Below are 23988 nucleotides of genomic sequence, written 5' to 3'. Positions count from 1 at the left end.
CTGAAAATATGAAATAAGATTTACTGACTACCCCTAAATAATGCCCGCAAGGGAGCTTTGGCTGTAACGGCTTGTTCCGGCATTGTATGAAGCGTATTAAAGGCGCCAAATACGCCTCCTGTCGCCGCTGGTTCAATTTTGTCGTCGCCCAAAATTCATTTATTACTTAATAAGCTTTAGTTAAATTATAATATATGAAAACACAAATTAAATTTGTTTACCTGGCATCAAAAGCCGCCTTGCTTTCAGGTGCGTTTATTGCAATGGCCGCTGCATCGGTTTCTGCGCAAAACAACCAGGCGCCGGCCTATGAAGGAAAAGTTGGCAAAACACTTGCCGATTCAAAAGAATGGTGGCCCGCCCCGGTTACAGCCCCCAAAGGCGCGCCAAACGTAATCTGGATTTTGCTTGATGATGTTGGCTTTGGTGCTACAAGCGCGTTTGGCGGCATCATTAATACCCCAACTTATGATAGCCTGGCCAATAATGGCCTGCGCTATACCAACTTTCATACGGCAGCCATTTGCGCACCTACAAGGGCAGCATTACTAACCGGCCGCAACCATCACTATGTACACATGGGCGGTTTTGCGCATACCATATTATCGGCAGGCTTTCCGGGTTATGATGGGCGCATACCGGCAGATAAAGGTACCATTGCCGAAATATTGCGCGAGAACGGCTACAACACTTTTGCGGTTGGCAAATACGGCTTAACGCCCGACGAGGATGCTACCGATGCCGGTCCGTTTGATAGGTGGCCAAGCGGTAAAGGGTTTGATCATTTTTTTGGCTTTCTTGGTTCGCAAACAGACCAGTACAAGCCCGACCTGGTCGAAGATAACGCCCACGTAAAACCAGATGGAAGGCACCTGAGCGAACAGATAACCGATAAGGCGATTAGTTACATTGCCCGCCAGCAAAAAGCGGCACCAGACAAGCCGTTTTTTCTGTATTACGCGCCGGGCGCCACACATGCGCCACACCAGGTAGCCAGGGAGTGGAGCGACCAGTATAAGGGGAAGTTTGACGGGGGATGGGACGTTTTCAGGGAAAAGGTATTTGCCGAACAAAAGCGTAAAGGCATTATTCCCGCAAACGCAGTGCTGCCTCCGCGAAACCCCGGTATCAAAGCGTGGAATACCCTATCGGCAGATGAAAAAAAACTGTATGCCCGTTTTATGGAAGTTTATGCAGGTTATCTTACCTATACCGATCATGAAACGGAGCGCTTAATAAGTTATCTGAAACAAAGTAACCAACTGGATAACACCCTGATATTTGTAGTAATTGGCGATAATGGCGCCAGTAAAGAAGGCTCGCAGAATGGCGATATCGATCGTTCTATATTGGCTAACGGTGGTTCGGAAGAGGAAACTATTAAATACAATCTTAGTAAAATAGACGATATTGGTACGCCTAAAGGCACTGAAGTAAATTATCCGTTAGGCTGGGCACAGGCCGCCAACACACCATTTAAATACTGGAAACAAGATGCCAACTCTGAGGGGGGCACGCGTAACCCGCTAATTGTATTTTATCCTAAAGGCATTAAAGATAAAGGCGGCATACGCACCCAATATAGCCATGTTAACGATTTGTTGCCTACCACGCTCGAATACCTGGGCATTAAAGCCCCCGAATACATTAAAGGTATAAAGCAGGATACCTTACAGGGAACGTCGCTGGTTTACTCGTTTGCTGATGCGGCTGCACCAACCAGGCACAATTTGCAATATTATTATATCTTCGGTTCTCGTTCTATTTATAAAGACGGATGGAAGGCCGAAGCCTTGCATCATACCACTTTTTTTAATACATCGCGTAACCCGGCCGATACCGTCAGAGATTTTAATAAGGATAAGTGGGAACTTTATAACTTAGATAAAGATTTTAACGAACGTAATGATCTGGCTGCTAAATACCCCGAAAAACTAAAGGAGTTACAGGCCTTATTTGATGAGCAGGCGCAAAAGAACAATATTTACCCTTTTATTGATTGGGACGACGTATTTAAGCAAAGGATCCATAAAAAAACAGGTGTGGCCCAGGCAGATCAAAAGTCGATGATAAACACAACTCCTAAAGGGAAATAGCAGATGAAAAAAACGAGCATTATATGCGCAACGCTTTTGTTAGCCGTTGCAGGCTTGCAACAGGTACAGGCCCAGCAAAAGAAGCCGAATATCATCCTTATTGTAGTAGATGATATGGGTTATGCCGATTTGGGAAGTTATGGTTCCGAGATCCATACCCCCAACCTGGATAAGCTGGCTTCGCAAGGCCTGCGTTTAAAGGAGTTTTATAATAACGCCATCTGCGCGCCAACCCGGGCATCTATATTAACCGGGCAAGACCAGCACAAAGCGGGCATTGGTTATTTTGACCAAAACCTGGGGTTACCGGCTTACCAGGGCTACCTGAACAAAGAATCATTGACTTTGGCCGAAGTGCTAAAGCAAAATGGATACAGCACATTAATGTCGGGAAAATGGCATGTAGGCAACGATAGCACCAGTTGGCCAAACCAACGGGGATTTGATCATTTCTTCGGTATTATAGGCGGCGCGGCCAATTACTTTAATAGCGGCTACATGCCACTTGGGGGCGCCAGGTACCCGGTTATTATTGAAGAGGATAACAAACGCTGGCATAAACCGGATGATAGTTATTATATGACCGACGAAATTGGCGATCATGCTGCTAAGTTTTTAGACGAGCAAAGCAAAACTAATAAACCCTTCTTTTTGTACCTCACTTTTAACGCGCCACACTGGCCTTTACAGGCTTTACCCGAGGATATTGCTAAATATAAAGGAAGGTACAACATAGGCTGGGACTCGCTGCGTAAAGAACGCCTGGCACGCCAGGTACAATTAGGCCTGCGCGATGCAAGTCAGCCACTTGCCGTACGCGATGCCGAAGTGCCCAACTGGGATAATCTTACTTACGATGAGCAGCAGCTTTGGAAGGCCAAAATGGAGGTTTACGCCGCGATGGTTGATAGGATGGATCAAAATGTAGGTAAAGTGCTGGATAAGTTAAAAGCGCTTAAAAAGGATGATAATACACTCATCGTATTTATATCTGACAACGGCGCGCCTGCCGAAGATGTAGCGCACGGTAAGGTACACGCGGCCCGTAATATAGGCCCGGTAGGTACATCCGGATCCTTTGAATCGCAGGGAAAAAACTGGTCGTTTGTTTCCAATTCGCCGTTACGGTCTTTTAAAGGTGCGCTGTATGAAGGAGGTATGAGCTCGCCGCTGATTGCCTGGTTCCCCGGTAAAATAAAGGCAAATACTATTGAAAGGGGTACTGCCCACCTGGTTGATCTTGCACCAACATTTTACGATGTGGCGAGCGCCAAATACCCGGCGGCTTACAACGGTACCAAAACCAACCCATTGATTGGTAAAAGCCTTACCGGATTGTTTTTTAAAGGAGAGGAACTTAACCGCGATAAACCACTATTTTGGGAGCTATGGGGCAATCGTGCCATTCGCGAAGGCAAATGGAAACTGGTGTCGGTATTCCCGGTGAATCAATGGGAATTGTATGATATTGATAACGATAGGGGAGAAACCAATAATTTAGCTGCAAAGAACCCCGACGTAGTGCGTAAGCTTTCGTTAGAATACCTGCAATGGGTAAATGCAAATAATGTAGTTTTGGATTTTAATTTGATAAAACCCAAAGCGATACTGGATATTAAAGCAAATTAAACAGATAGCAGAATTAAGGTGGTAATGAAAGGATTAATAATAAAAAGCAAACGGCTATATCGCATAGGTTTAGGCCTGGTTATTGCAGGCATCGGCCTATCGGCACCATCATGTAAACCCAAACCGGTTGCAGCAGGCATTTTGGTTAAAACTAAATTACCGCAAAAAAAAGCTATCTGCTGCGAGTCAAATATCCCGGCGCGTTTTCCCTCGCTTGCCGGTCGCCAGGCTGCGTTGCTGGATAAACCAGGAGTAAGCGCGGGGCATGAAGGTATGGTTTTTATTAAGGCGGGTACATTTCAGATGGGGGGCGATAATAAACAGGCATCGCCAGATGAATATCCAAAACACCAGGTAAGCGTAAATGGTTTCTGGATGGATGCGACTGAAGTAACCAACGCGCAGTTTAGCAAATTTGTAAAAGCTACCCACTACGTTACTACCGCCGAGAAAAAACCGGATTGGAACGAATTGAAAAAGCAGCTGCCTCCCGGAACCCAAAAGCCGGCTGATAGCTTGCTGGTAGCCGCATCGCTGGTTTTTAGCGCACCAACTCATCCTGTTGATTTGAATGATTACAGCCAGTGGTGGGTTTGGAAAACGGGAGCAGACTGGAAACATCCGCATGGCCCTAAAAGTAATATCAAGGGGAAAGATAATTACCCGGTGGTGCACATCTCCTGGTATGATGCTGTAGCTTATTGCAAATGGGCTGGCAAACGTTTACCTACCGAGGCCGAGTGGGAGTGGGCCGCCCGTGGTGGTTTATCAAACAGTGTTTACCCTTGGGGCAACGAGCCTGTTGATGCCGGTAAAGCAAAAGCCAATACATGGCAAGGCCACTTCCCGGATAAAAATACCAATAAAGATAAATTTTACGGTGTAGCCCCGGTCTCCAGCTTCGCACCTAATGGTTACGGCTTATTTGATATGGCCGGCAATGTTTGGGAGTGGTGTGTCGACTATTATAACAACGATTACTACAAAACGATTAACCGGCCGGGGGGCATAAAAAATCCAGGCGGCGCGGTAAAAAGCTTTGATCCCGACGAGCCTTATGCTATCAAGCGAGTAATCAGGGGTGGATCGTTCCTGTGCAATGATAGCTATTGCTCGGGCTATCGTGTTGCCCGCCGCATGAAAAGTACCGAAGACAGCGGCATGGAACACCTTGGATTCAGGTGCGTTGCTGATAAATAATAAGCTTAGGTAAATTCCAAACTAAACAGTGAAGCCCGCACAGAATTGAAATTTCCTGTGCGGGCTTTTCTTTTTTCAAGGCTGTTATCATTATCACAGTTTTATGGTTTATGTGAGGAAATGGCCTGGTATAATAAACAGGTGTACCACCCCGTTCCACGGTGTTCCACGGTGTTCCACGGTGTTCCAGGGTGTTTCAGGGTGTACCAGGGTGTTTCAGCCCGTTTCATGGTGTGTCAGCCCGTACCACCCCGTGTCAGGGTGTTTCAGGGTGTTTCATTTGTACTGGTACACACACTTTATTGGTTATGCATAGTACCCCAAACAAGTAAAAAATAACCCGTTTTTCAATTAGTATCCATTTGGTGAGCCACGTGGTCAGTTTTATTATAGATCCTTGATTGACGGTTATTTAAGTAATCCCAATTAAATTAAACAGCTATTTAATAAAGGCAGTTAGCCGGATAATTTTTTGGATAAAGAAAAATAAAAGCTACCTTTCAACCTGTAGTCTCAAATACTTTAACCAATAAATGCTTAAAATAAAACATGAAAAATTTATTAATAATGGATAATAGATCACTTTGCCGTTTCCTTCGGCTACAAGTAATGCTAATGTTATTTGCGTTCCCGGGCTTAAAAGTATCAGCCGGAGAAATCGGGCCATCGAAAGACCCTGATGTGATAGGCAGGTGGGATATCACCATCACCAAAGGCGGTAAAAGCCTGCCATCATGGCTGGAGGTGCAAAAATCCGGTACCCATACTTTAATCGGTCGCTTTGTGTATGCCTTTGGAAGCGCGCGCCCGATTTCGGAAGTTAAACCGGATAATGGAAAATACAGCTTTTCTATTCCCCCGCAATGGGAAGAAGGAACCCGGAATATGGATTTTCAATTTGAAGTTAGCGGCGATAAACTGACAGGTACCATGGTTTACACCGACGGTGCTTCTTATGAGCTTACTGGTGTACGTGCCCCATTGCTTGTGAGAACTAAAAGCCCGGTTTGGGGTGCGCCTGTGAAATTGTTTAATGGAAAAAACGTTAAGGGCTGGCATACAGATGGCAAGAATCAATGGATAGCGGAGGGTGGAATTTTGAGAAGCCCGCATTCGGGAGCTAACCTGATAACTGATAAAACTTTTACCGATTTTAAACTCCATATTGAATTCAGGTATCCGCAGGGAAGCAACAGTGGCGTTTACCTGAGGGGCCGGTATGAATTGCAGGTGATTGATACCAAAAGCGGAGACCCTGAGCCTATTAACAACCAGTTCAGCTCGATCTATGGTTTCCTGCCGCCAAATAAAATGATGGCGAAAAACCCCGGTGACTGGCAATCGTATGACGTTACGCTGGTTGGCAGAATGGTAACTATCGTAGCTAATGGGAAAACGGTAATATGCGACCAGATAATCCCCGGGATAACCGGCGGCGCTATAAATAGCCAGGAAGGCGAACCTGGCCCGATATTGATCCAGGGGGATCACGGACCGATTGATTACAGGAATATTATTATAACTCCTGCCAAATAAAGGATACTAACAAGTAAGAAAGCCTTCCTGAATAATCAGGAGGGCTTTCTTGCAATACGCCGGGAATGTTTTCGGCGTTGGGGCCCCTTTTATATCTATCTTATTTTGTGTTTAATTATGGTAGTTCATCTGTTAAAAGCAACCAATGGTCGGTAGTCTTCAGCCGGTCGTCGATTCACCTGCCGCCTTCGCAGAAAGCCCGGTTTGAGTTCTGTATATTTGTTTCCAGGGAGATCATTTCTGATGATTGACTTTGATGCCAGCGTATAAACAAAATTTATTACAGTTTCTTTTAATTCATAGTCATATATGAACAAGTTCCTGTGTAACTCAATTTTTAAAGCCACAAAGTTTAATCTGGCCAAATTAGTTGTTATAAACGTTTTATGTACATTGTTGATTTTTGCAGCAACAGGATGCGCCGCGCAGACTATGCCGTCGCGTTCCCTGCTTGCGCTTTCAAAAACCGATCATATTCTGGCGATCATTGACCCCGTTACACTAAAGATTATCGCCCGTGTACCTGTGGGCTCCGATCCTCATGAGGTTATTGCATCAACTGATGGAAAGGTCGCTTATGTTTCTATTTACGGCGGCGGCAGCTTGCACGAGCTTAGTGTGGTTGACCTGGTAGCACAGAAGCCTTTACCGGCAATTGATACCAGGCCGTTAACCGGGCCGCACGGATTAACGTTCGTCAATGGCAAAGTATGGTTCACAGCAGAGGGAGCAAAGGCTATTGGCCGCTATGATCCGGCGACAACCAAACTCGACTGGGCCATGGGAACAGGCCAGGACCGGACACATATGATTTATGTAACCAGCGACGGAAAAAAGGTTTACACAACAAACGTGTCGGCAGGGACGGTAAGCATTTTGGTAGATAGTCTGCTCAAACCCGTCGCCTCCCCAACAGGATTTGCACCTCCGGCACGCCAGGATTGGGTGCAAACTGTTATTCCTGTTGCGGTAGGGTCTGAAGGTTTTGATGTCTCGCCCGATGGCCGTGAATTGTGGACGGCAGGTGCTAATGATGGTGCCATTTCCATTATCGACATCGCCGCCAAAAAGGTAACCGGCAACATCGACGCAAAGGTTGTTGGCGCCAATCGGCTAAAGTTTACACCGGATGGTAAGCGGGTATTAATTACAAGCCTCAGGACCGGCGATCTGTTTATTTTTGATGTGGCATCGCGCAAAGAGTTGAAACGCATCAGTACCGGCCATGGAGCAGCCGGCATCCTGGTAGACGATGACGGATCACGGGCGTTTATCGGTTGCACGGGCGACAATTACGTGGCGGTGGTCGATCTCACAGCGCTGAAAGTGACAGGGCATATTGATATTCCGGGGGCTGACGGCCTGGCCTGGGCGGTTAGGCCTTAGTATTGCGATGGGAGAGGATCGGGGTGATAAAGTAAAAGAAATTCATTGCCAAAGATTTATGGAGATAATTGATTGCCATTGATCAAGCTGAATTATATAGAATGATAAAAATATCCATAGCAGGCATTTTCACTATATATTTTTTGTCGCAAATGCTTGCTATGGATGTCGTAAATTGGGCTAAATTAACTATGCTTTTTCCTCATCATTTTCCAAATGTGGTGGTATTAATTTATACATTACCGGAGTCACTATCCGCGATAGGATAGTAGAACTAATCAGTCCACCAATCAAAACAATCGCCAACGGAGCTATGAGCGGGTTAGGGTTCAAAGCGATTGGAAGTAAACCACAGATCGCTGTTATCGAAGTCAATACAACGGGTAGAAAGCGCGTTTCGCCGGCCATGTTGATGGCTTCATCTATGCCGTGTCCTTCCAGGCGCAAGTGGTTAGTAAAATCAACCAATAACAATGAGTTTTTAACCTGTATCCCTGATAAACCGATGAATCCGATGATAGACACAAGCGACATCGGGTTGCCTGTCATCAGTAACAGAACCACCCCGCCAAGTATGCCTAATGGTATGATCGAAAGCACGATAATAATTCCTTTAAAGGTTTTGAATTGAAGGAGTAGCACACCAATGAAAAGGAATGTGCTGAGTATGATCACAGATAGAAAGTTACCGCCCAGCGCATCACCTTCAGACTCCGCTTCCCCTGAAAGTTTGTAATAATAACCCGGCAGCATTTTTAGCTTGTTCAGCTGCGGAACGATATCCTTCAGGACGTCGTTCGCCAGGACGTGCTCTTTGGTCAGGGAAGTCACCTTCGCAAAGCGTGATTTATTAAAATGGTTGATGGCTGTGGGCGACATTTCAAACGAAATAGTGGCGATCTGATCAACCAGTACCGGCGTGCCCTGCACATTGTTGACATACAGGTTTTTTAAAGCATCGAGGTTAGAGAACTTGTCTCTTGGAAGCGTGATCACCACGTTGCGCGAATCACCCCGGTCATCGATATAGTCGCCAACAGTTAGTCCCGCTACCGCCATACGGATCACTTTGTCCACATCACTGGTCAGCACGCCTAAGGTACGGGCCTTCTCTTTATCGATCTTTATTTTGACATCTGATTTATAAACATTCAGCTCATTATTGACATAAAATGTACCGGGATGCTTTTTCAGAATTTCTTCGACTTTAAAAGAAAGAGATCGTATGGTATCCTGGTTTTCTCCAAATACCCTTACTACGATATTCGCTTCGATCGGCGTTCCCTGTTCAAAGTCTTTCACTTCGATCCTTGCATAGGGAAAGTCGTTGAACTTCTTTCTCAGTTGCTTGATCAGTTCGGTCTTTTTATCCGGGCTGGCCTCCTCATCCAGTTGAACAAATACCTGGGCAAAATCAGGCTTTACATCCTGCTGGTGCACGTTGTAGTAAATTTGTGGATTACCTTTGCCCACATTCGACGTATAAAAAACGATCTCTTTGTGTTTCTTCAGTTCACCTTCTACCAGTTTTGTCACCCGGTCGCTTTCCGGGATATCCGCCTGAAGTGGCAATTTAATATTAATCAAAAACATTGGTTTTTCCGAAGTTGGGAAAAGCTTGAACCCGGTAATAGTGAACAGAAAAAAAGCAAGTCCGCTCAGGGCTAACGATATCCCGATAGTAACTTTAGGCCATTTCAAGGCAAGCGGCATCACCCGGGCATAAGAGCGGGTCAAAAACCTTTGCAGATGCTTTAAAAAGAAATTACCCTCGCCATGTGTATGCGTCTTTAACATCCGGCTGCCCAAAAACGGTACAAGCGTTAAAGCTACGATCATAGACGACAGCACACTGGTCATAACAGCCACCGGCAGGCTGCGGATAAATTCACCGGCCGCATCAGGTAAAAAGGCAAGCGGCAAAAACGCGATAACCAGGGTAGCTGTACAACCTACAACTGCCACACCAATCTGTTTTGTCCCTTTCAGGACAGCATCCATGCGGGAGTGCCCTTCCCTGAGCCAGCGCTCAATATTCTCTACTACAACAATACTGTCGTCTACCAGCAGCCCTAATGCTACCACAAGCCCAACAATACTGAGTTGATTTAAAGAATACCCTAAGAAATTCAAGGCGATAAGCCCCAGGCCCAAAGAAAGCGGGATGGAGATCATCACGATCAGCGATGCCCTGAACCCCAGTGGCAGCAGGGTGATGACGACCAGAACGATGGCTAACCCAAAGTCAAAACCAAGGTGGCCCAAACGTCTGGATACCATATCGGCCTGATCGAAGTTTTTGACCATGCGAATGTTTTCAGGCAGGCTTTTGTTAAACTCATCCAGTACCGGTAAAAACTCTTTCTGAACGCTGGCAATATTTACATTGCCTTTCATTGCCGCCGTAACCAGTACACAACGGTGCCCGTTTAAACGGGTAATATGGTCTATCGTGCCGTCCTTATAACTTACGTCGGCCACATCTTTCAGGTAAATGATTTTGCCATTAGCATTATAGATAACCGTATTGGCAACATCATCGACACTCTTGAACTTGCCGCTGGTTTTAACATTAAATACCTTGCTGTCCAGGTTGATACTTCCCCCGGGGATATCCGCGGCTTCGCTTTGCAAACTGCCGATGACCACATTAAGCGGTATTTTCAATTGCGCCAGTTTATTGAGTTGCATATCGATCCGGATCTCCTGCTCGGGCATACCGAAATACTTTACCTCCTTTAAATTGGTGATCTTTTCTAATTGTGTTTTCAGGATATCTGCTTTATCCCGCAGTAATTTACCGGAAGCGTTATCTGACACGAGCGCAACCTGCAAAATTTTTACGTCTGATGAGGATACTTTTTCTGTTTTGATCAGATAGATATCTTTAGGAAGTTCACTGTTCTTTAGCGCATTGATCTCCGTGGAGATTTCCTGGTATTTGTTGTCCACATCTACGCCATATTTAAACTTGGGCTGGATAACCGCTACACCGTCCTCTACGGTTGTCAGGATCTTTTCAATGTTTTCAAGCCCATAGATCTTGTTTTCGATGGGTTTTACTACCTGCTCTTCCATATCTTTTGGACTGGTTCCAGGGTAAATCACCGTGATGATGTATTGCGGCGGATGGTTTGTCGGATCTTCCGAACGGGGCATGGTAAACAGCGTGAGTAAGCCTACAACTGCCACCAAAAGGAATATGATCAGGGTGAACTGATAGTTCTTAACGGCAAAATTTGTGATCTTCATGGCTTTACTTGATGATTTTAATGAAAGATTGTTCGTTGAGATAAGCGCTGTTGGAGACCACGATCTGGTCTATACCTTCCAGTTTATCCTTCAGATAAACATTTTCGTTGTCAAACTTCAGAATGGTAACCGGTACTCTTTTTACCCTGGTTGCGCCTATGGTGGTAAATACGAAACCTTTATTGCCGTCAGCTTCTACCAGTGATCCGTATGGGATAATCATCACGCTTTTATCCTGGTGGGTGGCTATCTCTGCTTTACCAAACATGCCAACCGCGGGTTTTACGCCGTTTAATTGCAGTTTCAGTTCTATCTGGAACGAACCCAGCTCCCGATCGGCCGCCTGCGACTTGCGGAACACGGTAGCATCAAAGGTTTGACCGGCATAGCCGTCGAGCGTTACTTTAGCGGTTTGTCCGGGCCTGATGATGGCCCATTCGCGGTCAGTCACGCCAATTTTAAGTGAATAACTGTTTTGCTGTTCGGTAGAGTTGGTCAGCAGTACCGGCATACCCCCGGCGATAACCTCGCCTTCATTGGCTATTTTCTTGCTTACAAAACCATCAGATGCGGCATATATTTTAGAGTAGCGCTCATTGAAGGCTGTTGCTTCCCTTGCTTTTTTGGCAACATCCAAAGCTGTTTTAGTATTCTGCAATTGTTCCAAAGTGTAAACACTATCTTTGTAAAGATTTAGTGCCCGGCTATAGTCACGCTGTGCTTTTTCAACACCTAAGCTGGACTGGGCTAAACCAGCTGAAATTTCGGTAGAATTGAGCGTGGCCAGCAATTGCCCCTGTTTAAAGAACTGGCCTTCCTGTACCAGGATACGGTTGATCACGCCGCCTATCTTAAAGGCATATTTGGCTTCATCCTCCGTACTGACCAGGCCTGTAGCGGTGATCTGGTCGGGTACGCCTAATGTAGACACCGATGCGGTTTTAACAGGTATGATATCCGGTTCTCCAATTGGATTACCTTCCCTGTGTTTTGCTTTGCAGGAAGCCATTGAGATTAACGCTGCTATGATAATGCTGAATAATTGTAAGTTTTTCATCGTTTTAATTTGTTTTTTAATGGAGATGAATCGATCATGAGCTTATTTATATTGTCTTTTAAGGATCGCTTATAATGGTTTCATGATCTTATTTTATTGAATGGTGAAACTGGCATTGGCGCGTTCTATAGCGGCGTCTGCAATCCAGGTGTCGTAAAGGGCAATATTGGCGTGAAGCTGGGCATCGATCCATTGGTTCTGGGCATCCAGCAGTTCGATGTAAATGGCTGTTCCCTGTTTGTATAACTTCAGCATATCCCCGTAATAGGTCTGGCTGGTTTTTAATTGGGATTGTGCGGCCTGGTATTGCGCAATGGCGCTTTGCATACCAGCCTGGCGAACTTTAAGTTCGGTAAGCAATTGCTGCTGCACGTAATCGGTCTGTGATGCCAGGGCCTCGCGGTCGGCAAGCGCCTGCTTGACCCGGTAATTGTTTTTGCCGGAAGAGAACAGGTTCCATTCCAGGGAAACCCCGAACAGATAGTAACGGCTATTACTGTTAAATTTCCAGTCAAAAGCCTGCGAACCCAGATCGATAAAGGTTCCTAACTTGGGGACGATATAGGATCTGGCCAGCCCAGTCAGGTTGCCGTTGATATCCTTTGCTATCCTTAGTTTGAATAATTCCTCCCTGCCATCAACATTGTTACCCGGGCTTTGTTCCCTTGCAGGCAGTGTTTTAATGTCGTCTGAAAGTATGCTGTCTGTCAGCGGCCGGTTAAGCAGGAAGTTAAAATAGTAGCCGGCTGATTCCGCTGTTTTCTGTGCCTCAATAAGCGAAGCATTGATTCTGGATACTTCATTCTGACTCCTGAGCACAACGGTACGGTTAACCTTACTGTTGTCATACAGCTTCGTATTGATCCTTTGACCTTCTTCAACCAACCGGAGTGAAGATTCATAGATGCCGGTAGCATAAACGGCTTTCTGGTAATTGTAATAGGCTGCTTTGATCTCTTTGACCAGTTCGCGTTTATAGAGCAATACCTCGGCCTTTTGCAGATCTACCTGCTGCCTTTTGATCCGCTTATTATAAATCAGTTCCGCATTCAGAATAGGGAGTGTGGTGCGAAACTTAGCATCATAAAAATTATCCGGATTAAGCTGTATCCGCTGATTTTGTAGCTGCGGAAAGGCATTGCTACCGGTCAATTTATTCAGCGTGGAGTAAACTCCGTTAAACAAGTCGCCGGTAGGGAAATCTATCGTACGGCCGCCATCAGCCTTCGTGTAGGTAGTCGAAAAAGTAACATCGGGCAGAAACATGCTTTTCGCTTCCTTAAGCGCGTAAATATTTTTTTCGAGCACGAAGTTCTGCTGCCTGATGCTTTCATTTGAGGCAAGGCCCTGCCGGATATACTCGTCCAGCTTGCCCTGCGCTTTTGCAAAGGGTGCAGCCAGTAAGGCTGACGACAAAAGCAAAAGTTGATAAAATGTTTGACTTTTGAATTTCATTTTAAATCATCGTTTTAATTTTAAACACTGTTCAACAATATATTAAAAAAAAGGCTAACTTTTTTCAAGCAACGCCACAAAAGACTCGTATCCGTTCTGCATGAGTTGTTCATTTGTTTTGTCAACAAAGCTTGTATTGCGGTGTTTGCAAAAAAGCGCACAGATGCCGTGTACTACAGAGATGATCAGGAAAGTAAAATATTCTGTGTCCATATCTGCGAACTTGCCTTTCTGCTGACATTCCTGTACCATTCCCTGCATATATTTGATGGCTTCTTCAGCTATCTGGAATCCCTCAGACAGGGAATCTTTAACCGGTTCGTCGACAATGAACATCAGGTTATAATAATCTTTATTATCCTGGGCAAATTGAATAAACACGCGCCCGGATGCTTTTAACCGCTCAAAAGGGTCGCCAACTTTGTCCAGTACTTTCAACTGGTTCAACAACAGGCGAAAGCCCTCCTTATGTAATTCGTGGAAGATCTCACTCTTGTCTTTGAAATAGAAATAAAGCGAGCCCTGGCTGTAATTGATCTCAGCGGCGATATTACGCATACTGGTTTTTTCATAGCCCTTTTCTAAAAATATCTTACGTGCACCGTTAAGGATGCGTTTGTGCATTTCCTGTTTCTCTTTTAATTTTCTTTCTGCTATGCCCATTTTTAGATAATGATAAGATACAAATATAAGATCGCCGTTCGTGTGGCCAAATTTCGGATGGGTGTTTCTGCTTAATTCTGCATGCCTGGGCTGATCTTACTCATAATGTTCACCGCAGCAACTCTGGGTAAAAACCTGAAACCGAATAGCATAAAACGATTTTTCCAACCTTGCATCACTCTGGGCTTCTGCCTTTTTTGTAGGGCTTTCACGAGTTCCCTGGCAACATCCTCAACAGAAGACATTACAAACTTTGGGAAATCACTGGTATGCCCGCCTGCGTTTGCATGGAAATCGGAGTTTGCGGCGCCGGGGTTAAAGCCTGTTACATAAATGCCTTTAGGCTTGAATTCGCACCACAATGATTCTGAGAAATTAGCGACAAAACTCTTGGTGCCTGCATACACCGCACCGCCCGGCAGAGAAGAATGGGCCAGCAGCGAACCGATATTGATGAGCGCATCTCCTTTGACAGCTTTCTGTAAAAAGCTATAAGACAAAGTTACCAAAGCTTGCATATTGAGCTGCATCGTGGCCAGCTGGTCTTCCAGCGGGATATCAGTAAATTTTCCGTAAGTACCGTTACCCGCGTTGTTGATGAGCACGCCGTACTTTTCAGCGCTGAGATGTGTCGCCAGCTTTTGCAGGTCTTCCTTGTCGTTCAGATCAGCAACCAGGATGGTATGGCCGCTGCCGCTTAAACCGCTTAACGCCTTTTCGAGACGGTCCCTGTTACGGGCTACCAGGGTAACCTGGTAATTCTGTTGAGCCAGCTGCCGGGCTGTTTCGAGCCCGATGCCTCCGCTGGCGCCTGTGATCAATGCTTTTTTCATGATTGCCTGGATTAATTTTAAACCGGTACAAACTTATTGAACACTGTTCAATAAAGCAAAAAACATTATACATCATTTTAAAAACTGACATTAAAAACAGAAAAGGCTGGGCGTTGAAGTTCAGACGTTGCTGATCTTCACCACAAGAAGGGATGATTTAATCAACTATTATTCCCGTTCCGTCACTTTCTTCTGGTGTTTTTAATCCCCGGTCTTTAAGGGAATAGATAAGGGGCGCCAGGGTATCGGCATATTCACTCAATTGATAGGTAACCTTCACCGGGCCGCCATCCATCACGGTCCCGGTAATCACATGTTGCTTTTCCTGGTCTTTCAGTTCTTTGGCTAAATGCCGCGAATGCTTTCTTGTATATCGGTGAACGGGTCGTTTCCAATAAGCGCATCTATCGCGTACTTTAAACGGGAAGCCGTTACTGTTGAATGTATATCAATCGTAAGATCTTTAAACGAGCGCTGCTTATAAATATTCAATAATTACTTTTCCACTATTGAAAAACGAAAAGATTCAACTCGGTGCAGGTTCGTCTCAGGTTTGCTAAAATAAAATTGACCCGTATAGCTAATCTTGTAATTAATACATCGGTCTTTAGGCGCTTCCGATTTGCCTGATTAAAATCTTGAACAAAACTCACCTATTGTTTCCAAAAAGGGACGGTAATAATGCAAGCCTAAAAACAACAAAGAGGCTGTATCATAAATCAAAATGACCGTCTGAGAATCGCCTGTACGAAAATTGCCTCCATCAGGTACCCGAATAAATCACACAAAAAAGAGGCTGATCATGATTTATGATACAGCCTCTTTGTACCGATCAGCAGGAATACTTTCAACATTTAGAAAGCTTTTTACGGCTTATAGAGCCAATAATCCAGATTTAAAGGTTAAAGGGTTTATAAAATGAATATTTATAACAGAACGAATATTCTATAAAATCACGAGTAATTTGGACCAAGCGGGTTAGAATTGAACCACCAATTGTCCTGATTCTTCTAAAAATCAGCCTCGTATCCATGACCTCTTCCTCCCCACCATAATAACCATTTCGCGGCCGAGAACATAATGTGAGCCTTGCTTTCTGCCGAATCCTCATCAAAAGCTGGTGGTAATCGTTGGTCCTTTAAATAGGTAACATTGTTTTTAATCGCGTAATCGTCTGCAATTCCCATAATTTGTTGTCCAAAGAGTATAGCACCTTGAGCAAGTTGCGAGGTGTATGCGGTTTCCAACATTCTTTCTCCGATAATTTGCTCACAATCTTTTAAAAATTGAGCCCTGAATATATGAGGTTCATAATGAGGTGCTATATACAAGGGAATACCGTCATGTTCAGGAACCAGTTCAACAACATAGTATCCATACATTTGTCGGAGAAATTCTTCTAAGGATAAGGCTTTGTCTTCTCTAAACTCATATTTTTCTTTTACCCACTCAGTAGCATTATTATCAAAGCCCACTCTTGGGGCATTAAGCGTCTCGTAAGCTGGAATTGAGATATCGAAAAAGGACTCTAACAACTTCTGTCTACCGTTTTGCTTCTTCCCCAATAATTTACTAAAAAACGAGGTTTCTTCCTTCTTTTGCAGTGCCATAAAAATATCCTCGTATTCTTTTTCTCTACCAGGTTTAGGCCTGTTCATTGGCTTCCAATCAAGTCCCATTACTAATTCTTAAATTGTTTATAACATCGCAGCCGAAATTTGACTACAAACGAATGAACTATAGTTAAGCGCTAATATATCGAAATGCACAACAAAAAACCCTCTTTACAATTATGTAAAGAGGGTTTTTAATTTTTACAGTAAAGTTAAGTACTACCTAACTTTTCCTGTACCCAGCGCCGGAGTCGAACCGGCACGGTTTCCCACAGGTGTTTGAGACCAGCGCGTCTACCAATTCCGCCAGCTGGGCATGCTCTGTTATATTGATCTGTGATCTTTTACAGGCGGGCTGCAAATGTATCTAAACTCTCTTTAATTCGCAACAGATATTTTTGTCTATAGTAAATATTTGCAATTTTTATGCGGCGTTCTTCCTGCGCGGTATGGTCAAGTTGGGTATAATCGGCTGTTAGCTTATTTAGGCTTTCATTAATATCGGCCTCAAAAGCAAGCACTTCCGCTGTTATGGAAGCTAATTCTGTGGCATTGTCAACTTCCATCAGGCGTTCGTTAATATCCATCATTTCCATTAAAAAATCTGCAGGTAATTGTGGTTTTGCCCCCTCAGATACCAGGTCATGCAGCTTTAAAATGTACTCCATCCTGCGTGCCGGATCATTTAATACCTGGTAAGCTTTGTTATTTAGGGTAGATAATTCCAGTATTTCCTGCTGCTTTGCCTCGTCTTCGCCCGCATAAAAATCGGGGTGATATAGTTTGCTTAGTTCGTAAAACTTCTTTTTAAGCTTTGCCGGTTCAATGTTAAATGACTCGGGTATGCCATAAAATTCAAAATAATCCATATAAACACAAATTTCACCAATTGTGTCGAATTTCACGAATGTTAATTGATACTAATTTCATAACAGGACACCGGACAGGTTCAAGATTATAAACAAATGATATATTCCTGCCTGTATATTCGTGCCTATTAGTTTCATTCGTGAAGTTCGCGCTTATCATTATCTTTGCTTCATAACCTACATAATATGTTATTTGAGCAGATGCGGCAGAAGCCGTTTTTTATATTAGGCCCATGTGTAATGGAAAACCAGGAACTGTTATACACTGTTGCCGAAAAGGTTGCCGAAGTTGGCCAAAAGTATAACGTCCCTGTGATTTTCAAATCATCTTTTGATAAAGCTAACCGGACATCCATTCACTCGTATCGAGGCCCGGGCATAGCGAAGGGGATGGAGATGCTTCAGAATGTTAAAGAAAAATTTGGTTTGCCTGTTATTACCGATATTCACGAACCCTTTCAGGCGGCTGTGGCTGCTGAGGTAGTTGACGTGTTGCAAATTCCGGCATTTTTGTGCCGTCAAACCGACCTTTTAGTAGCAGCAGCCGAGACCGGTAAAATAGTAAATGTAAAAAAAGCGCAGTTCCTGTCGGGAGCTGATATGTTTTATCCTGCACAAAAGGTGTTGGAGGCTGGTAATACCAAGGTGATACTAACTGAGCGTGGTAATATGTATGGTTACAATAACCTTGCTGTTGATTTCAGGAACATATATGACATGAAGGCTTTTGGGCACCCGGTTTGCATGGATTGTACCCATTCGGTACAACGACCAGGTGGAGCAGGTGGCAAAACCGGCGGCGACCGTATTTTTGTGCCTATGATGGCCTTAGCGGCAAAGGCTTTTGGTGCCGATGGTTATTTTATTGAAACCCATCCCGATCCGGATAATGCACTTAGCGATGGCCCTAACATGCTAAAGTTACATGATTTGGATGCGTTGATAGGTTCGCTTGTATAGTGTTGGTGTTTTACGTATTACGTTGTAAGTAGTACGTGAACTATCATTAAAAACGTAAAACTTAATACGTAAAACGTATAATATTAATGAAGGATATTGCCAAAAGAGTTTTTGACATCGAAATAGAATCGCTGAAGCACGTGGCGGGGTTAATTGATGACGAATTTACTAAAACCGTTGAGGCCGTATTAAATTGTACCGGTAAGGTAGTAGTTATTGGTATCGGTAAATCCGGCCTTATAGGAAAAAAAATTGCGGCCACACTTGCCAGCACTGGTACACCAAGCTTTTTTTTACATCCGGGCGAGGCTTTTCACGGCGATCTTGGCATGGTTGGCCCCAACGATACTGTTATGCTGATTTCCTATTCGGGTGAAACCGATGAAGTACTACGCATAATCCCTTTCTTAAAATGGAACAATAATCTGGTTATTGGAGTAACGGGTAATGTAAATTCTACTGTTGCTAAAAATAGCCATCATCATTTAAATATAAAAATCGCGCGCGAGGCCTGTCCGCTCGAATTGGCGCCAACATCATCAACTACGGCGGCCTTGGTAATGGGCGATGCGCTTGCCATTGCTTTGATGGAGTCGCGCGGATTTAAGCAGCATGATTTTGCCCGTTTCCACCCCGGCGGTAGCCTTGGCCGAAAATTGTTAGTTAAGGTAAAAGATATAATGCGTACCGATAAATTGCCTTTTATACATGAAGGTGCGTCGTTCACAGAGTTATTACTCAACATGTCGGCCGGGCGGCTGGGGATGGTGATAGTTGGCGAGGCGAATAATATTAAAGGTGTTATTACCGATGGTGATTTGCGTCGCGCTTTATTGAAACACCCGGACCCATCGACCCTAAGTGTTTTGGAAATAATGACGGCCAATCCGCTTATTATTGATGGTGAGGAGTTTGCAGGTTATGCCGAGCAATTGATGATCGACAAGAAAATTACCACCTTACTTGTGGGGTCGGCGGCTAACAGGTCTGTCGCGGGCGTATACCAGATCTACAGTCAATAATATGGTTTATCAACACAAAAAATAATATATATTTGCAAATATCTACCCTCGTTTAAACATGTTTGATCATCTGTCAAATCAAATCCAGCAACAATTTAACGCCCCGGAAACTACCCGCATTGCAATAATAGGACTGGGATATGTGGGATTGCCCCTGGCCGTTGAGTTTGCAAAAAAATTCCCGGTAAAAGGATTTGATATAAAAAAAAGCAGGGTTGATGAGTTAAATAATGCTTTTGACCGTACGCTGGAAACTGATGCCGAAGTATTGGGATCGGTTTTATCAGGCGGCGCTGGCAACGGGCTCGTATTTACTTCGGATATTCAGGATATAGCAGATTGTAATGTTTATATAATTTCAGTACCTACACCCACAGATCAGCATAACCGGCCCGATCTTGACCTGATAAAAAAGGCAAGTGAATCAGTTGCCTCTGTACTTAAAGTGGGCGACGTAGTAATCTATGAATCGACAGTTTACCCTGGAGTTACCGAGGATATATGTGTACCCATACTTGAACGGATATCGGAGCTTAAGTTCAACGTTGATTTTTACGCAGGGTATTCGCCTGAGCGGATCAATCCAGGGGATAAAGTGCATACCCTTACTAATATTTTGAAGGTCACATCCGGCTCAACGCCCCAGGCCGCTAATTTTATTGATAACCTTTATCAGGCAATTGTTACGGCGGGGACTCACAAAGCCCCGAGTATTAAAGTTGCCGAAGCCTGTAAAGTAATTGAAAACTCGCAACGCGATATTAATATTGCATTTGTAAATGAACTGGCCAAAATATTTCAGATAATGGGTATTGATACCCATGCTGTTTTGGAAGCAGCCGGTACCAAATGGAATTTCCTGAATTTTAAACCCGGTCTTGTTGGTGGTCATTGTACCGGAGTTGATCCGTATTATCTTGCCCAAAAAGCACAGGAGGTAGGTTATCATCCCGAGATTATACTGGCCGGCCGCCGGCTTAACGATGGCATGGGCACATACGTAGCCCTCGAAGTTATCAAGCTGATGGTGAAAAAGGAAATCCCGGTTAAAAACTCAAATGTGCTGGTGCTTGGGTTCACTTTTAAAGAAAACTGCCCCGACGTACGCAATACCCGTGTAATTGATATTGTAAAGGTTTTAAGTGAGTTTGAAGCATGTTATGAGATTTACGATCCATGGGCAGATCCATCCGAGGTTGAATTAGAGTACCGGGTTAAAACTATTAAAACTTTTGACGAGCTGAAGGGTGAATACGATGCTATAATAGTAGCGGTATCACATAAGGAATTTTTCGGTCTGGATTATAACCGGTTGAAAAAAGAAGCCTCATCAGTTATTTATGATATAAAGGGAATACTGGATAAAAGTATAGTCGATGGCCGGTTATAGTTTAGCCAAAGTTTGTTTTTGTTATATGATAGCTGTAAAACGTTACGGTAAACACATATTTGATTTGATATGAATTTCTTAATTTTTAATTTTGCCACACATGCAATAACATATTTGTAACTGATTGTACTTCCAATTATCACATTGTTATTTATAAATAAATATGCTAATTTTAGCAGGTGTTAAATACTTCAACAAGCTCTAATACATGATTCACAGATACGCTACTTTTATTAAAGCAGTGAACCTTACCATTGATTATATTATACTTAATATGAGCATGGTAATCTCTTACTTTATCGAGGATAGGTCATACATTTTTTGGATAAATAACAGGAAATATTTACCCGTTGTTTTAGTGTTTAATTTAATATGGCTATTGTCGGCCAATATTACCGGGTTGTATGAACATGTTTTAAATAAAGATTCAATCAAAACTTATCGTGGTGTTATAAAAACATACATGCTGTTTGTAAGTTTTATTTGCTTTACCATAATTATACTGATAGGTACCAAGGCATATTTTATTACGCGTGAGTACCTGTTTTACTCACTTGCGTTATTTGGGTTTTTGCTTGGCTTGTGGAAGCTTATATTCCTTACAATACGCAAAAGCGACAGGGCATCATTGATAGATACCCGTGCGGTGATTATTATTGGCGGAGGTAGGATTGGTACTGATTTATATGGCTTTTTTAAACAGAATCCGGAGCGCGGGTATAATCTGATAGGTTTTTTTGATGATAATCCTGAAACGGTAAATGATAAACACCTTTATTTGGGTGGTACTGATGATTGTATCAGTTACGTGCTGAATAACAAGGTAGACGAAATTTTTTGTACGTTGCCTAACTCGGAGGCGGCAACAATTGAAAGATTAATGCTCGATGCCGACAAAAATCTCATCAGGTTTAAGTTCATCCCAGAGTATTATGACTATGCAAAAAAGCCAACTTTTATTCAAAGCTTTGGGCATATTCCGGTTATATCGGTAAGGCCCGAGCCGTTGGAGAATATGCTTAACCGGTTTATTAAGCGGTTGTTTGATGTTTTGTTTTCGCTATTTATCATCTTTTTTGTATTCAGCTGGCTTTTTCCTATCCTGGCTATTCTCATCAAACTTGAATCCAGGGGCCCTGTGTTTTTTGTGCAGGAGCGCTCGGGAAGGGATAATAAACCATTTAAGTGTTATAAGTTTCGCAGTATGCGGGTAAACAAGGATTCTGACAAGAAACAAGCAACCCGCGGCGATGCCCGTATTACCAAAACGGGTGCTTTCATCCGCAAAACAAGCCTTGACGAACTGCCTCAGTTTTTTAACGTGATATTGGGTAATATGTCTGTAGTAGGGCCGAGGCCGCACATGATTAGCCACACACAACAATATTCGCAGCTTATAGACACCTTTATGGTAAGGCACTTTTTAAAGCCCGGAATTACCGGTTGGGCACAAATAAATGGCTTGCGGGGCGAAACCCAAACAACCCAGGCAATGCTTGAACGTGTTGAAGCCGATGTTTGGTACCTGGAAAACTGGTCGTTCCTGTTAGATATGAAAATCGTTTTCCTAACGTTCTGGAATGCTTTAAGAGGAGAGAAGAACGCGTTTTAAGATGGCCGGGTTTTACGACCAGTTAAACCGTGTGATTAATCTGCCTGTCACACCAAAACGCATAGTTTCTGTAGTGCCCTCGCAAACCGAGCTGCTTTTTTATTTAGGTTTAGACGCCGAAATTGTAGGCATTACTAAATTCTGTATCCATCCAAAGCAGAAAGTTAAGGCGGTTACAAAGGTAGGGGGGACTAAGCAACTGGATATCGGGCTTATTAAATCCCTGCAACCGGAACTGATCATAGCCAACAAAGAGGAGAACGAACGGAGCCAAATTGAGGCACTGATGCATATTTGCCCTGTTTGGATCAGTGATATTCATGACCTGGAAACGGCTTTCAGCATGATTCAAAGTGTTGGTCAACTTGTTGGCAAAAAGCAGGAGGCAGACGCTTTAAACAGCGAAATCCGGCATCGTTTTAATACACTTGTTTTTCACCCGTTAAACATCAAAGCAGCTTATTTTATATGGAGGAAACCATACATGGTCGCAGGCAGGCAAACTTATATTGATAGCCTGATGCAAATGTGTGCCCTGAATAACGTTTTTGAAGCGGAGCGATATCCGGAAGTATCAGCCAATGATTTGGTTACCGCAAACCCCGACGTGGTGTTTTTATCATCCGAACCATATCCGTTCAGACAAAAGCATATTGATGAATTTAAACAGTTGTTGCCAAAAGCCAAAGTTGTTTTAGTTGATGGCGAAATGTTTTCATGGTATGGCAGCCGGCTACTGGAAGTTCCTGGCTATTTTAATAAATTGCTGAATGAACTTGGTTTGCTCTTTACGTAATCACTTTTATTAAAGCAGCAAAAATATCATTATGGAAATAATCACCATTTTGCTATTTTAAATATATATCCTTCAATATATTACAATGGTGAACATTGTGCCCAACAACCATCCAGCCCACACTTCTTGCGGTATAAACCGGCAGTTTGTCAAATCTGAAATCCAGCATGGCATCGGTCATGTGTTTATAAAGACTGACGGTAGCATCCCTTATGGTTACCAGTTCTTCGGCTATATCTGTTAAGGTGCGGTTTTGCGCGTTAAAATCCTTGTTATAATCATTGCCCTGCGGCACTTCTAATAATGCGTCAACCTGCCGCGAGCAGCAAAAAGCTTTGTAGGCATAATACCGTTCGTCATCAGCGAGATGAATTAACACTTGTTTTATAGTCCATTTACCCCCGGCATAGCTGTAATTTTCCGCCGATGATGAGATCGACCTGATCAAGTCAATTGTTTGCTGTTTGTTAACCTCCAATGCTTCGATGAGGTCATCGCCTTTGGCTAAATCGAAAAAATAGGGGTACCAGGAGGGTGCATCCTCAATATATGGGCGGGCAATCTTTATCATCGCTTATCAATAGCTTTTTTCTTTATGGTAAAGTTACGGTATGTAATT

General features: G+C 43.6%; 18 protein-coding genes, 1 tRNA gene and 1 pseudogene. 10 read left to right on the top strand and 10 right to left on the bottom strand.

Features of this window, described 5'->3' with window-relative positions; translation table 11 throughout:
• Positions 1 to 194: 194 nt before the first annotated feature.
• The 5 genes from ACFGVS_RS05335 (at position 195) to ACFGVS_RS05315 (ending at position 7847) form a co-directional block, all read left to right on the top strand.
• Complete coding sequence (locus ACFGVS_RS05335) at positions 195 to 2096, top strand: arylsulfatase (RefSeq protein WP_439697772.1); 1902 nt, start codon at positions 195 to 197, stop codon at positions 2094 to 2096.
• Positions 2097 to 2099: 3 nt separating this feature from the next.
• Positions 2100 to 3725: an arylsulfatase gene (locus ACFGVS_RS05330; RefSeq protein WP_439697771.1), complete on the top strand. Its 1626-nt coding sequence runs from the start codon at positions 2100 to 2102 to the stop codon at positions 3723 to 3725.
• A gap of 24 nt (positions 3726 to 3749) precedes the next feature.
• On the top strand, positions 3750 to 4925 hold the full coding sequence (locus ACFGVS_RS05325; RefSeq protein ID WP_439697770.1) for a formylglycine-generating enzyme family protein: 1176 nt from the start codon (positions 3750 to 3752) through the stop codon (positions 4923 to 4925).
• A 567-nt stretch (positions 4926 to 5492) separates the two neighbouring features.
• Positions 5493 to 6461 carry a 3-keto-disaccharide hydrolase gene (locus tag ACFGVS_RS05320; RefSeq protein ID WP_439697769.1) on the top strand — a complete coding sequence of 323 codons (969 nt, stop codon included), beginning with the start codon at positions 5493 to 5495 and terminating at the stop codon, positions 6459 to 6461.
• Positions 6462 to 6770: 309 nt separating this feature from the next.
• Positions 6771 to 7847 carry a YncE family protein gene (locus ACFGVS_RS05315; RefSeq protein WP_439697768.1) on the top strand — a complete coding sequence of 359 codons (1077 nt, stop codon included), beginning with the start codon at positions 6771 to 6773 and terminating at the stop codon, positions 7845 to 7847.
• A 189-nt stretch (positions 7848 to 8036) separates the two neighbouring features.
• On the opposite strand, the gene ACFGVS_RS05310 is transcribed toward ACFGVS_RS05315, so the two are convergent.
• The 9 genes and pseudogenes from ACFGVS_RS05310 to hscB form a co-directional block, all read right to left on the bottom strand.
• Positions 8037 to 11099, bottom strand: coding sequence for an efflux RND transporter permease subunit (locus ACFGVS_RS05310; protein ID WP_439697767.1), 3063 nt, complete (start codon positions 11097 to 11099; stop codon positions 8037 to 8039).
• 4 nt (positions 11100 to 11103) lie between these two features.
• Positions 11104 to 12156, bottom strand: coding sequence for an efflux RND transporter periplasmic adaptor subunit (locus ACFGVS_RS05305; protein WP_439697766.1), 1053 nt, complete (start codon positions 12154 to 12156; stop codon positions 11104 to 11106).
• 93 nt (positions 12157 to 12249) lie between these two features.
• The gene (locus ACFGVS_RS05300) at positions 12250 to 13611 is read right to left on the bottom strand and encodes a TolC family protein (RefSeq protein WP_439697765.1); all 1362 of its coding nucleotides are present in this window, start codon (positions 13609 to 13611) and stop codon (positions 12250 to 12252) included.
• A gap of 54 nt (positions 13612 to 13665) precedes the next feature.
• Positions 13666 to 14274: a TetR/AcrR family transcriptional regulator gene (locus tag ACFGVS_RS05295; RefSeq protein WP_439697764.1), complete on the bottom strand. Its 609-nt coding sequence runs from the start codon at positions 14272 to 14274 to the stop codon at positions 13666 to 13668.
• Positions 14275 to 14345: 71 nt separating this feature from the next.
• Positions 14346 to 15107 (bottom strand): SDR family NAD(P)-dependent oxidoreductase, encoded by a 762-nt coding sequence (locus ACFGVS_RS05290; RefSeq protein ID WP_439697763.1) that lies wholly within the window; start codon positions 15105 to 15107, stop codon positions 14346 to 14348.
• Between the two features lie 157 nt (positions 15108 to 15264).
• Positions 15265 to 15453 (bottom strand): annotated as a pseudogene (locus ACFGVS_RS05285) (winged helix-turn-helix transcriptional regulator); the annotation flags it as partial.
• Positions 15454 to 16117: 664 nt separating this feature from the next.
• A complete protein-coding gene (locus tag ACFGVS_RS05280; RefSeq protein WP_439697762.1) occupies positions 16118 to 16765 on the bottom strand; it encodes a hypothetical protein in 648 nt (215 codons plus the stop codon).
• A 191-nt stretch (positions 16766 to 16956) separates the two neighbouring features.
• Positions 16957 to 17036, bottom strand: a tRNA-Leu gene (locus tag ACFGVS_RS05275).
• A gap of 28 nt (positions 17037 to 17064) precedes the next feature.
• Positions 17065 to 17625 (bottom strand): Fe-S protein assembly co-chaperone HscB, encoded by a 561-nt coding sequence (hscB, locus tag ACFGVS_RS05270; RefSeq protein ID WP_439697761.1) that lies wholly within the window; start codon positions 17623 to 17625, stop codon positions 17065 to 17067.
• Positions 17626 to 17775: 150 nt separating this feature from the next.
• On the opposite strand from hscB, the gene kdsA reads away from it, so the two are divergent.
• From kdsA to ACFGVS_RS05245, 5 genes are all read left to right on the top strand, one after another.
• Positions 17776 to 18549: a 3-deoxy-8-phosphooctulonate synthase gene (gene kdsA, locus ACFGVS_RS05265; RefSeq protein ID WP_439697760.1), complete on the top strand. Its 774-nt coding sequence runs from the start codon at positions 17776 to 17778 to the stop codon at positions 18547 to 18549.
• Between the two features lie 86 nt (positions 18550 to 18635).
• Positions 18636 to 19571 (top strand): KpsF/GutQ family sugar-phosphate isomerase, encoded by a 936-nt coding sequence (locus ACFGVS_RS05260; RefSeq protein WP_090650266.1) that lies wholly within the window; start codon positions 18636 to 18638, stop codon positions 19569 to 19571.
• 58 nt (positions 19572 to 19629) lie between these two features.
• Positions 19630 to 20961: a nucleotide sugar dehydrogenase gene (locus tag ACFGVS_RS05255; protein WP_439697759.1), complete on the top strand. Its 1332-nt coding sequence runs from the start codon at positions 19630 to 19632 to the stop codon at positions 20959 to 20961.
• Between the two features lie 208 nt (positions 20962 to 21169).
• On the top strand, positions 21170 to 22573 hold the full coding sequence (locus tag ACFGVS_RS05250) for an undecaprenyl-phosphate glucose phosphotransferase (RefSeq protein ID WP_090650270.1): 1404 nt from the start codon (positions 21170 to 21172) through the stop codon (positions 22571 to 22573).
• Position 22574: 1 nt separating this feature from the next.
• Positions 22575 to 23369, top strand: coding sequence for a helical backbone metal receptor (locus ACFGVS_RS05245; RefSeq protein ID WP_439697758.1), 795 nt, complete (start codon positions 22575 to 22577; stop codon positions 23367 to 23369).
• Between the two features lie 52 nt (positions 23370 to 23421).
• Here ACFGVS_RS05245 and ACFGVS_RS05240 read toward each other — a convergent pair whose 3' ends face one another.
• Positions 23422 to 23940 (bottom strand): DinB family protein, encoded by a 519-nt coding sequence (locus ACFGVS_RS05240; RefSeq protein ID WP_439697757.1) that lies wholly within the window; start codon positions 23938 to 23940, stop codon positions 23422 to 23424.
• Between the last annotated feature and the right edge of the window lie 48 nt (positions 23941 to 23988).

This window comes from Mucilaginibacter sediminis, from assembly GCF_051903035.1.
GTDB lineage: Bacteria > Bacteroidota > Bacteroidia > Sphingobacteriales > Sphingobacteriaceae > Mucilaginibacter.
This window is presented reverse-complemented; position numbering and strand designations above follow the sequence as displayed.